Source organism: Phormidium yuhuli AB48, assembly GCF_023983615.1.
GTDB classification, from domain to species: Bacteria; Cyanobacteriota; Cyanobacteriia; order Cyanobacteriales; family Geitlerinemataceae; genus Sodalinema; species Sodalinema yuhuli.
In genome coordinates, this window is record NZ_CP098611.1 from 4,683,288 (window position 1) to 4,696,166 (window position 12,879).

Here is a 12,879-nt window from a genome sequence, read left to right on the forward strand (position 1 = left end):
TACAATGCCTTTCGGGGAACTTCTGAGAGTGCAGCCGGTTCGTCTGATTAGACCGTCATCGGCGATCGCCACTCGTGTATTGATATCTGATGCTTGCTTGAGATTATGAAACCTGATCGAACCGTTTTACTGAATCAACTGACCCGTTTAGAAGCGCAAATTGCTCAACTCGGGCCCATCAATGATGCCATGAGTTGGGGAGAGGTCAAACGCCTCTTACAATCCCAACCCGCCGCAACTACAGGAGATGCCAAAGCCCAGGCGATCGCCCTCTTAGACCGCTTCGATGCCCTCGATCACCGAGAACAGCCGGGCTTCCAACCGTTAATTCAATTCAAACAGCAGGTTCGCTTATTCCGTAATCAGGTTAGCAACGCTCCGGCGAATGAACTGCCACCAGATGTCAACGACTTACTCAGCGGTAAACATCCCGTGGCCCAACTTCTCAAGGCTGTGGATGAGGGCGATCGCCTCACGGATGCCCAATGGGCCACCCTCCAGCCAACCCTAGAAAAAATCTTTGGCCAAACCATTGCGATCGCGGCCTCCCGAGGCAAACTCTACGTCAGTCAAGTGACCCCTGAACCCGTTGTAGCAACCACATCAACATCCCCAGCCACAACCCCATTAGCCTCGCAAACTGTTCCCACTCCCAAGTCCGAACAAGTCCGTCCCCAAATTAGTGGCGGGGCGGATTTACTCATGTGGGGGGATGCCACGGCAACATCAGCGGTGAAACCAGCCCCACCGGCCCCACCTCAACCGACATCCTCAAAAGACGAACCCTTGATTGTCTTCGGGGCTAAAAGTCTCACTGGGGGAGTCCAAACCGGTTCTTTGCCCTTAACCGTCTTAGTTCATATTCAAGGATTGGGCGATCGCCAATTTGCGTCTAAAGAGTTTGCCGGAACCCGAGGCCAATCTCGGGGCTTGGAAGGCCTGCAAATTCGTATCGCTAATGCCATTGCTGATTTGAAACTGGAATATATGGCTCACATTTCTGGCGTCGGGGACACCCCCTGGGTACCGGAAGGACAATATCTCGGCAGTCGGGGGGAAAACCGGCAAGTGGAAGGCTTTGCCATTCGCCTCACCGGAGATGCCGCGAGCCAGTACACCATCCGCTATTCTGGACATATTCAGAACATGGGCGATACCCCGGTTATGGGAGATGGTCAATACTGCGGAACCCGTGGCAAATCCCTACGAGTGGAAGGGTTGCGCGTTTGGTTAGAGTCCCGTAGCTAAGGAACAGCGGAGGGGGGATTGCCTCACCCCATGACCCCCTCTCTTCCTGGAATTGGCCCTCTCAGACTGGTTAGAATGTGATCGTCAGATGCGGGCGAGGTGCGATCGCCCAGCGGCTGCTTGTTGTTTTTAGGGGATTTGCTTGTGACTTCTACCTCACCCTCAACTCGCGTTGACCTTGAACCCATCGTTGAACTGGCCCCGAGTTACGTCATTCCCGTAGTTTTGGTTGTGCTGGCGATTCCTTTGATGCTGGTGCAGGTTTGGCTGGCGGGGGCGATCGCCCTGTTTGGGCTTTTCTTAATGGTTCAAGCAGCAACCCTTCGCCTCGAATTTACCCAAACTGACCTGGATGTCTACCGTTCCGATTCTCTAATTCGTCGCTTTCCCTACTCCGAATGGCTCAATTGGGAGATTTTTTGGCAGCCAGTCCCCATTTTGTTCTATTTCCGAGAAGTCAATAGCATTCACTTTCTCCCGGTGTTGTTTAATGCCAAAATGCTACGCAACTGTCTCGAACAACGCTGTCCCCAATCTACCCGCTAGTTACCGAGCAGCAGTGCCACCCATCTGTCCGTTTGTCAAGTCCAAGGAATCGAGATGCCTTTAGAGGAAAACACCCCCTACGGAAGCCCCAAACCAGACCCCAATGCCCCAAATTATTGGGATGCTGAGCCCGAGTTTGCCATTGAACCCTCTCCCTGGGAAGATGATCCCAACCCGAAGCCTCCCCAGGAAACGGGCCAGTCTCCAGTGATGCCAGGGGGAGAGTCGGGGCTACCTGAAGGGGCGATCGCCCCCCTTGGTGAACCACTACAAGCCTCTCTCGATTCCTACAACTCCCCCAGCCCGACCTCAGAAGACTCCAACGCTGGGTTTTACGATGACGAGTCGAGCAATTGGGATGACGATGACGATGCCTATGCTGATTATGACAGCATCTCTCATGACCCCCCTCCTGAACAGATGCTCCAGGAGCCAGTCGAGGAAAATAACTGGCAGGATCATGACGATGATGAGGATGAAGATATTAATGCCATCCCAGTTGCCACTGACATCAACGACCCCGAGGAGTCCATGGCGGTGATGGTTTCACCCATCTCCGAAGCGGACAGTCCCCAAGATAAGTCTGTCCTCCCCTCACAACAGGAGGCTGAGCCAGAGGACAGGGCCTGGGGAGACGTTGAACCCGCTTCAGCCTCTACGAGCGTCCCACCTGAAACAGAGTCAACAGCCCCAGCCGTCGCTCAAACGGCCCCAGCCCTTGAGTTATCCCCCCAACCCCCATCTGAATCTAGTGCCTCCCCAGGGGTGCAGGATGAGATGACCAGCTTGGAAGAACGAGCCCAGGCCTTACGACAGGAAATTGCTCAACTCGAACGAGTCAAGCAAGACATGCAGGAGGCTCAAGCGGAGTTACAACGAGACTTAGGGCGCTTAGTGCAAGAAGGCGTGAGTGAACTTAAGAAACGCAAACAAGCCCTAACCGTCGACATCGAGCAGTTAGAACGTCGTCAGGAGCGTATTCGCAAGGAAATGCAAACTTCCTTTGCCGGAGTCTCCCAAGACATTGCTGTACGGGTGCAGGGTTTTAAAAACTATCTGGTGGGCAGTTTGCAAGACTTGTCCGTTGCCGCTGAACAGTTGCAAATTGAACCCCCTCAAGCCCCTGCTGCTGCCCCAGTTCCCGTGGAAGAGGCCCCCCGTCGCTCCCGTCGCCCAGAGCGTCGCCCTGAGGCGGCGACGAGTCCTCAGTTTAGTGAACAGGGATTTCAGGAGCAACGACGCCTAATTCGTCGGGCCTTGGATCAATATCGCAACAATCCCGACTATTATGGTCCCCCCTGGCAGTTGCGTCGCACCTTTGAACCAGTCCATGCTGAACGGGTCGCCAATTGGTTTTTCACCCAGGGCGGACGAGGGGCGATGAAGTCCACCAACAGCCGCCTCCAGAATATCTTGATTGCCTCGGCGATCGCCTCAGTGCTACATCTGATGTACAAACGTCGCTTGCGGGTGTTAGTGCTGGCGAATAGCCCCGAACGGCTCGGAGAATGGCGGCGCGGCTTACAGGACTGTCTCGGCATCTCTCGGGCAGATTTTGGCCCCGATCGCGGTGTGGCTCTGTTTGAAGCCCCTGAGCCTCTAGCACAACGAGCTGAGCGATTCATACAAGCGGGACTGATGCCCCTGATTATTGTTGATGAGTCTGAAAACCAGCTCAGTCTAGGACTGCTGCAATTCCCTCTCTGGCTGGCTTTCGCCCCTGATCCTGAATCCACCGTTGTTCGGGACTGGTAAAACCGGTCCATCTTCTCCTAATCCCGTGCCATGGACGAAGCCGTGGCACGTTCTCCCTTTAGGTTACTCTTCAATCGGTTCTTTCCCAGACACCACTGGGGCAATGTTACTTAAGGCTAATTTGGGATGGTCTACCTGAACCTGACCGACATTCCACTCATTGCGGAACAGCAACACCGGACGATCCCAACTATCTTTCACCGCAGCCGTGTTAAAAATGCGGCCGGCTTCTTCTAGGGCCTCCCACCCCCCCTGAACCCAACGGGCCACGGTAAACGGCAATAGTTCTAAACGAGTCTCCACCCCATACTCGGTTTCCAGGCGGAACTGAACCACCTCAAATTGCAGTTGCCCCACCGCCGCTAGGATCGGATCTCGTTTGGACTCATCAACGGAGTACATAATCTGCACCGCTCCTTCTTCCCGCAGTTCTGCTACTCCTTTCCGGAATTGTTTGAACTTAGAAGGATTTACATTACGCAGATAAGCAAAGATTTCTGGAGAGAAACAGGGAATTCCCTCATATTCCAATTTCTTGCCATTATAAATGGTGTCACCAATGGCAAACATTCCCGGGTTATTTAAGCCGATGACATCTCCAGGATACGCGGTATCGAGGGATTCTCGACCTTGGGCAAAGAGTTTTTGTGGACGGGATAGACGCACCGTTTTTCCAGTTCGGGCATGTTGTACCGTCATATCTTTCTCGAATTTACCGCTACACACTCGCACAAAGGCCACGCGATCGCGGTGTTTGGGGTCCATGTTGGCTTGTAGCTTAAAGACAAACCCCGTAAACTCAGGATAGGTGGGGTCAATGTCATGTCGGGTACTATGGCGGGGATAGGGTTTTAGGGAATACTCCACAAAGGCATCGAGGAATAACTGTACCCCAAAATTTGTCATGGCACTGCCGAAAAAGACCGGCGTGAGTTGGCCGCTGTGGATGGCCTCTAAGTCAAACTCCGTTCCCAGTTCATTGAGGATTTCAATTTCATCTTTGAGTTGATGATAGAGTTCGGGATCAATCACCTCCGCCAGGCGAGGATCTCCGAGTTCAAAAACCGTATCCTCAGCAGTTTTGGTTCCGTGAGCGGTCCGTTTGAAGAGGTGAATTTTCTCTTGACGGCGATCGTACACCCCCGTAAAGCGATCGCCACTGCCAATGGGCCAAGTCACCGGATAGGTCGCCAACCCCAACTCCTGTTCAATTTCATCGAGGAGTTCCAGAGGATCGCGACTGGGACGATCCATTTTATTAATAAAGGTAAAAATGGGGAGCGATCGCATCCGACAGACTTCAAACAGCTTACGAGTCTGAGGTTCCAACCCCTTAGCGGCATCCTCTAACATCACCGCATTATCCGCCGCCGTCAGGGTGCGATAGGTATCCTCACCAAAATCTTGGTGTCCGGGAGTATCGAGGAGATTAATATGATGGCCGTCATAGAGAAACTGCAATACCGTTGAGGTAATGGAAATCCCCCGCTGTTGTTCCATGGCCATCCAGTCTGAGGTGGCGTGACGCTGCGATCGCCGGGACTTGACGGCCCCCGCCTCATGAATGGCCCCCCCATACAGCAAGACTTTCTCAGTCAGAGTCGTTTTCCCGGCGTCAGGGTGGGAGATAATTGCAAAGGTGCGTCGAGTATCGATCGCCGCTTGCAGTTCAGTTCGCAAATCGTCGCTCATGAATAGCTCTAATACGGGAAAACAAAGATAAATCGGGCCTTGAGTTGCCCTCAACATCTCAGGCAACCCCCCTCCAGTCTACCAAACTCTCCCCCCTCTTGCCTGTTGCCTGTTGCCTGTTGCCTGTTGCCTGTTGCCTGTTGCCTGTTGCCTGTTGCCTGTTGCCTCTTCCCCCTTCCCCCTTCCCCCATGTCCCCCATTATCTTTTGTGATTTCGACGGAACCATTACCCTTGAAGACACCTTCGTCTCCACGGTCGAACGATTTGCCCCGGACGTCGCCAGTCGCGTCTTGCCGCAAATTTATGATCTGCGTTTGAGTCTTCAGGAGGGTGTCCATCAGATGCTAGAGGCTATTCCCTCAGCCTGTTATCCCGAACTGCTGAATCTGGCGGCGACCTATGAGATTCGTCCTGGCTTTGTGGAACTCCTTGATTTCCTCGATGAGTGCAACGTTCCCTTAGTGGTAGTGTCTGGGGGGATTGAGGCCATTGTTGAAGGCGTATTGGGAGAGTTAAGCCAACGGGTGCAAGGCATTCATGCTGTCAAACTGGATACCCAGGGAACCTACTGCTCTCCCTACTCTGAGTTCGAGGGGGAAGGGGAAATGCTCAATAAATTGGCAGTCATTCAGCACTACGGAGAACCGGATTGGATTTTAATTGGGGATTCCGTCACAGATCTCAAAGCGGCCCTAGCAGCTCCTCGGGTGTTTGCTCGCGATCGCCTCTGCCAGTATCTTGCGAAATGCGGTGTACCTTACGAACCGTTTGAAACCTTTATCCAAGTTCGCGATCGCTTATCTCAAGTTTGGAAAGAATCTTAAAAAAATTCTAACCTTAGACCCAATAAAACCCATTTTTTCTCCTGTTATTGACGCCAAAGTTTTATGGACTCATGAAGAAACCTCACGGGGGTACGTTGGAAAATTGTGAATTTTTCGTGAAGATTTAGGGGCAGACGATCAGAAAAATCGTGAAAAGCCTGAGATTACGTGGAACATTTGTGAATTTACCTTCATAAAGATGACCCAAAAGTCCCTGACCTCACCCCGTTAACAGTCATGTAAAACAAAGGGCGATCGCCAGACTCCTATGATATATTCAAGAAGCAAGTTCATTTGCTCCGAAGATATGTCTGGATCCTCTCCATGCAATCCTCCCTTTGACAGTTTAGGAGGAGAGCAGTTTACCCTGAGTCCGTTAACCTTGCGTTTATCTCCCTGGCGTCATCTACTGAACGCTAGTTTAGGGCCAATGCTGGTTTTGGACGATGATGGCAGCATTTTAGAGGCGAATGAAGCAGCCTGTGAATTATTTGTCTACTCTCGGGCGGCAATGCTCAAGTGTTCAATCAATGCAGTAACCGAGCCTGGGTTTGACTTTGCCGATATTCAACAAACGCTCCAAGATCAGGGCAGAGTTCGGGGATCTTTTTGTGTGGTTTGTGGAAGTGGAGAAATTCGTGAGGTCGATTATGGCATCACCTACCAAGCCCTGGAACATTGTCATATTCTGGCCCTAAAAGACGTCAGCCAGGAAAAACAGGCTCAGCAGCAGGTTAAACAGCTTCAGAAACAGCTAAGTGATCAGGCACAATTGCATCAGAGAAAACTGACAAAACTCCAGTCCAAACTCGACTTAACTGAACGACTAGCCTCGCGAGCTACGGTGGATGAGAGTACCCTTTCTCCTTCACAACTCTCTGATCTAAAGGAGATTCTTCGCCATGTCCCTGGGGCCGTTTATCAGTTTCGGATGCGCCCAGATGGCAGCTATCATTTTCCCTATGCCAGTGACGGACTTCTAGACCTCTATGGAGTCACTGCCCAAGATTTGCAAGAAGATGCTAGCCTAGCCTTTGCCGCTGTTCACCCGGCGGATGTGGCAACGATCCACACCCTTACGTTAAAGTCCAAGGAAACTTTAATCCCTTGGTGTTGTGAATATCGTATCTTGAAGCCTGATGGTACGATCATCTGGGTTGTGGGTCATGCAACTCCAAAGTGGGGGGACGATGGCAGTATGACGTGGTATGGCTACCTTCGTGATATCACTCGACAAAAAGAGCTGGAGTCCTATCAAAGTCGTTTACTGGCTATTTTAGAAAGTACCTCTGATTTTATCGGAACAGCCGATGCAGCCGGCAATATTCTCTATCTCAATCGCACCTGGCAGAACTTGTATGGAGATTTAAGCAAAATTCCCAAACGGCTTGAGGACAACCATCCCGCCTGGGCGTTAGACCTCATTTTGCAGGAGGGATTGCCAGAAGCCCGTCGTTTGGGTCTTTGGCAAGGAGAAACTGCGATCCTAACCGCTGACGGAGAGGAAATTCCCGTTGAACAGTTGATTATGCACCATGTGGGTGAGACGGAAGACGATGGCTATTTTTCAACGATTATTCGGGATATCCGCGATCGCCGCTGCAAAGAACTAGAACTGCAAACACTGGCTCAACAGCTTCAAGAAGCTCAAAAACTTGGACGTTTAGGTGATTGGTCATTTGATGTTAAAACTCAACAGATTACGTGGTCCGATGAGGTATTCCGTATTTTTGGCATGAATCCCCGTGAAGGGGAACCTACGGTTGAGGAGAATTTCCTGAAAATTCATCCCGATGATCGTGACTACTTTTTAGACCGTATCGCTCAAGCCAAGCAAGGGATTGTTCAGGATTTTGATATTCGTATTTTGCGTGCTAATGGAGACTTTGCCTATATTAATAGTCGTATTCGTCCTAAATTTGAAGGGAATAATCTGATTAAGTTTGTTGGGATTGCCATTGATATCACAGACCGCAAACGCATTGAAGAAGAACTACGGCAAGGAGAGAAAAAAACTCGTGACTTGCTCAATGCTATCCCCGACATGATGTTTCGCTACAGTCCGGATGGCGTTTTTCTTGACTATAAACCCTCAGCTGACGTAACGGCGTATTGGAAGTCTTCTGATTTTATTGGCAAAGGAATTGATGAAATTTTTCCAGGAGATTTTGCTAATGAAGTCAAAGAAATGATTGACATTACCTTGAAAACAGGAGAGCCGCAACTATTTGAGTATCAGCTGCCTGTTCCTGGAGTTAAGCAGTATTTTGAAGCTCGCTTTATCAAAGCCAATGAGAGCGAAGTTCTATCGTTAGTTCGAGATATCAGCGATCGCAAACGGGCTGAACAGGAGCGTCAAGAACTTCTAGTTCGCACCCAAATCCTCAACTCCATCAGCCTGGAAATTCGTAACTCTCTGGAACTTGAAATTATCCTAGAAAGTGCTGTAGTTGCCATTTTCAATGAACTCGAACTAGAGTTGTGTTGCTTCGGTTGGTCTTGTGGTGACGAGGGAAGGATTTGGCAGGTTATCAAGGAAAAAAAGGCGGACGATCTTGCCAGTTTTATCGGAGAATATTCTCTGGAAAATTTCCCCAAGGTTTATGAAGCACTGAAGCAAAATCAGGTGTATGCAATTAACTCCATCCAAGATAGTGATGATGTCTCACTTAAAAGACTCTTTGATGGATCTCCAATTAAGTCCTACTGCACAATTCCCATCCATACCCGAGGAGGACGACTCGGTGGCTTCCATCTGGCATATGCTCGCGAAACTGAAGACTGGAGTGATGATGATATTTGGCTCTTGCAAGAAATCGCCAATCAGGTGGCGATCGCCATTCAACAAGCGGATCTCTATCAGGAGGCCCAAAGTAAAAGCGAAGAACTCAGCCAAGCCTACCGTCAACTCCAAGATACCCAAACTCAGTTACTGCAAGCAGAAAAAATGTCAAGTTTGGGACAGTTGGTGGGGGGAATTGCCCATGAAATCAATAATCCCGTCAGCTTTATTTACGGAAATCTAAACTATGCCGCTGAGTATTCGGAAGGGTTAATTGAACTGCATCGCCGCTATTGTCAGCTCTATCCCGAACCAGTCCCAGAAATTCTAGAGTACTGTGATGCCATTGATTTAGAATTTTTGGTGGATGATTTTCCCAAAATTATTCAGTCTATGCAATATGGTGCCACTCGCATTCGTGACATCGTTAAATCCCTACGAACCTTCTCTCGTCTCGATGAGTCTAACGTGAAAGAGGTCGAACTTCATGAAAACCTAGATAGCACCTTGGTTCTTTTGCAAAATCGTCTGAATCACGGTCATTCCACCCGGGAGATTGATGTCATCAAGCACTACGGCAACCTGCCTCAGATTTCCTGTTGTAGCGGCTTGCTGAATCAAGTTTTTATGAACTTACTCATGAATGCTATTGATGCGATTGAAGTTCGGCGGCAGCATCAAGATTCTTCCCTAAACGGGGACTATCAGGGACAAATCAGGATTACAACAGCAGTTCTCTCCCCTCACTGGATTCAAATTAGCATCCGTGATAACGGCTGTGGAATGACGCCAGCAACTCAAGACAAAATCTTTAATCCCTTTTTTACAACCAAGCCAATCGGCCAGGGAACGGGTATGGGATTACCCACGAGTTATCAAATTATCACGCAGTCGCATCAAGGCAAGCTGTACTGCAACTCGTCCGTGAATCAAGGAACGGAGTTTATCATTGAATTGCCAACCAAAGTTGATGTGACGTCGAGGACTCAGACTTAGAGTCAAAGCTGGATAATATGTTAGTATACTAACCGACAATAGTAGCTACAATTTAAATAGAAACTCACATGTCGGGCAATGTCCAGGAGAACTCCCCCTTACGCCCCAATCGACACTCCCCCAGCCCTGAAGACGCCTCTAACCCTAAAATTCTGAACTCCACTGAATTGCGATCGCTGTTCGAGGCTGCCCCGGATGCGATGGTGGTTCTTGATGACGAGGGCAATTATGTTGAGGCCAACCAAGCCGCCTGTGAGCTGTTTGGCCTGACCCGAGACCAATTGTTGCAAACCTCTATCGCCGACTTTGCCGAACCGGGGTTCGACTTCCAGCAGGCTTGGGACTATCTCCTATCCCACGGTCAAGCACGGGGAGAGTTTCGCTTGGTGCGCCCTGATGGTAAACTGCGTCCGGTGGACTATGCCGCAACAGCTAATTTTAGTCCCCATCGTCATCTCTCCGTTTTGCGGCCCCTGAGCGATCCCTCCTCTCAACTGAATCGCCTCCCCGCTCGACAACGACATCTCACCGAAATCCTTGAGCGAACTTCAGATCTAATTGCAACCGCTGATGCCCAGGGGAGTGTTTTATTTGTCAATCAAGCCTGGCAGACCTATTTTGATGACTCAACCCTGGAAAATCTCTATATTTCTAGCTTTCATCCCCCCTGGGCCTTAGAAATTATTCTCAAACAGGGTCTTCCTGAAGCTCAAAGTTTGGGGACTTGGCGGGGCGAGACGGCAATTTTAGTTCAGGGTGAAGAGATTCCGGTTGACCAGTTAATTATGTACCATCCCGGGGAACCGGGGGAGCTGCCCTTTTGGTCAACCATTATGCGAGATATCCGCGATCGCAAAGCCGAGGAACAGGCGCGCCAAAAACTGACGGAAGAATTGCAAAATGCTCAGGCGATCGCCCATATCGGGAGCTGGTCATTTGATGTGAGAACCCAGGCCCTCACCTGGTCACCAGAGACCTTCCGCATTTTGGGTCTTGATCCTAAAAAGGGAGAACCCACCTTTCCTGAATTAGTGAATCTAATTCACCCCTCTGATAAAACCCTATTTGTTACCCGGGTTAATGCCGCCTGTGATCAGGGACAGCCTCAAACCTTTGATTACCGCATTGTGCGCTCTCAGGGAGAAATTGGCTATATGAGTAACCGCATCGAAGTTGAGAGGCAAGATGGAGAGGTGATCCGACTCTTTGGAACAATTTTGGATATCTCTGATCGCAAGTCAGCTGAGCTAGAACTAGAACGTTTTTTTAATATTTCCCTAGATCTCTTTTGTATCTCCGAATTTTCAGGGAAATTTCGCAAAGTCAACCCCAGTTGGGAACGAATTTTAGGCTATGAAATTAGCGAGCTAGAAAGTCTAAATTTTTTAGACTTAATTCACCCTGAAGATGTTAGCAAGACCGTGAATACTATGGCTTGCTTAGCCAAGAATCAACCCGTTTCTGAATTTGTGAATCGTTACCGCACTAAAGCGGGAGACTATCGTTATATTGAATGGTTAGCTGCCCCAGAGGGGAATTTAATCTACAGCGCTGCGCGGGATATCACAGAACGGAGAGTGACGGAAGCCGAAGTACAAGAACTCCTGCGCCGAACTCAAATTTCAAGTAATATCACTCGGGCAATTCGCAATTCTTTAGATTTAGAAGTCATTGTTCAAAATGCAGTGAGTGCAATTTTTAGGGAAGTCGAAGTTGATATTTGTACCTTTGGCTGGTGCCGCCAACTGGAAAGCTCGAATGGTACTTCTCCCCAGATTGAGCTAACGGTTCTAGTCCAGAAAAAACATCCCCAGATTAAAGATTGGCTTGGCACTCATGTCTTAGATGGATTTGGAATTGTCTATGAGTCAATCATTCAAAATCAGCCCTACTATTTAAACTCGGTTGATGACTGTCCCGATGCCGGATTTCAGAGTATCTGTGATGAAACTGGAGTGGATAGTTATTGCTGTTTACCCATTTGTACTATCAATGGCCACTGGGGTATTTTTGAATTAGCGCGGATTCGAGATCATGCTCATTGGGATGAGGATGAGATGGAATTGCTGAAGGAAATCAGTAACCAAATTGCGATCGCCATTCAGCAAGCGGAACTCTATCAAGAGGCCCAACGGAAACAGGAGGAACTCAGCCGGGCCTATCGGGAGTTACAAGATACACAAGTTCAGTTAGTGCAAGCCGAAAAAATGTCCAGTTTAGGACAACTCGTAGCTGGAATTGCGCATGAAATCAATAATCCGGTGAACTTTATTTACGGTAACTTGCAATATACCGATGAATATGCAGAGGGATTGCTGGAGTTAGTCAAAGCCTATCAAGAGTACTATCCTAATCCTCCCGAGGCGATCGTGCAGCTCATCAATGACATCGACCTAGACTTTCTCAAAGATGATTTCAATAAACTGATTAGGTCCATGCGTCAGGGAGCCACCCGGATTCGAGATATTGTCAAATCCCTGCGAACCTTCTCCCGCTTGGATGAATCCGACCTGAAAGCCGTCGATTTACATGAAAATATTGATAGTACCCTAGTCATCTTGCAAAACCGTCTCAAAGGGAGTCCAACTAAACCGGAGATTGAGGTGATTAAGAACTATGCTAAACTACCGAGCATTGAATGTTATAGTGGCTTATTGAACCAGGTGTTTATGAACGTATTTGTTAACGCCATTGATGCGATCGAGCAACGACGAGCAAACCTTAAGCCAGAGCAAAAAGCGAGCTATCAAGGCTTAATTACCATCACCACTCAAGTCAGGACGACTCATGAAATTTCGATTTCCATTCAGGATAATGGAGTTGGCATGAGTCGAGCGGTGAGAGAGCAAATTTTCAACCCGTTTTTCACCACAAAACCCGTGGGAATGGGAACCGGGATGGGCTTACCCACCAGCTATCAGATTATCAGTAAATATCATAAGGGAGAACTCCACTGTCACTCGACCCCAGGACAAGGCACCGAACTGATGATTCAACTCCCCATCAAATCTAAGAGTTAAACTGGAATCATAGTG

General features: G+C 49.2%; 6 protein-coding genes and 2 pseudogenes. 7 read left to right on the top strand and 1 reads right to left on the bottom strand.

Annotated elements, in window-relative coordinates:
• Nucleotides 1-105: 105 nt before the first annotated feature.
• From NEA10_RS20215 to NEA10_RS21030, 3 genes are all read left to right on the top strand, one after another.
• Nucleotides 106-1,248, top strand: coding sequence for a hydrogenase (locus NEA10_RS20215; RefSeq protein ID WP_252663149.1), 1,143 nt, complete (start codon nucleotides 106-108; stop codon nucleotides 1,246-1,248).
• Between the two features lie 144 nt (nucleotides 1,249-1,392).
• Nucleotides 1,393-1,794: a DUF3119 family protein gene (locus NEA10_RS20220; RefSeq protein WP_252663150.1), complete on the top strand. Its 402-nt coding sequence runs from the start codon at nucleotides 1,393-1,395 to the stop codon at nucleotides 1,792-1,794.
• Between the two features lie 54 nt (nucleotides 1,795-1,848).
• The gene (locus NEA10_RS21030; protein WP_309494471.1) at nucleotides 1,849-3,549 is read left to right on the top strand and encodes a DUF3086 domain-containing protein; all 1,701 of its coding nucleotides are present in this window, start codon (nucleotides 1,849-1,851) and stop codon (nucleotides 3,547-3,549) included.
• A 63-nt stretch (nucleotides 3,550-3,612) separates the two neighbouring features.
• Here the strand turns inward: NEA10_RS21030 and prfC are convergent, their stop codons facing one another.
• Nucleotides 3,613-5,241: a peptide chain release factor 3 gene (gene prfC, locus NEA10_RS20230; RefSeq protein ID WP_252663151.1), complete on the bottom strand. Its 1,629-nt coding sequence runs from the start codon at nucleotides 5,239-5,241 to the stop codon at nucleotides 3,613-3,615.
• Between the two features lie 189 nt (nucleotides 5,242-5,430).
• Here prfC and NEA10_RS20235 point away from each other — a divergent pair, with 189 nt between their 5' ends.
• From NEA10_RS20235 to NEA10_RS21200, 4 genes and pseudogenes are all read left to right on the top strand, one after another.
• Nucleotides 5,431-6,066 carry an HAD-IB family phosphatase gene (locus tag NEA10_RS20235; RefSeq protein WP_252663152.1) on the top strand — a complete coding sequence of 212 codons (636 nt, stop codon included), beginning with the start codon at nucleotides 5,431-5,433 and terminating at the stop codon, nucleotides 6,064-6,066.
• A 307-nt stretch (nucleotides 6,067-6,373) separates the two neighbouring features.
• Nucleotides 6,374-9,844: a PAS domain S-box protein gene (locus tag NEA10_RS20240; protein ID WP_252663153.1), complete on the top strand. Its 3,471-nt coding sequence runs from the start codon at nucleotides 6,374-6,376 to the stop codon at nucleotides 9,842-9,844.
• Nucleotides 9,845-9,912: 68 nt separating this feature from the next.
• Nucleotides 9,913-11,937, top strand: a pseudogene (locus tag NEA10_RS20245) (PAS domain S-box protein); the annotation flags it as partial.
• A 6-nt stretch (nucleotides 11,938-11,943) separates the two neighbouring features.
• Nucleotides 11,944-12,864, top strand: a pseudogene (locus NEA10_RS21200) (sensor histidine kinase); the annotation flags it as partial.
• Between the last annotated feature and the right edge of the window lie 15 nt (nucleotides 12,865-12,879).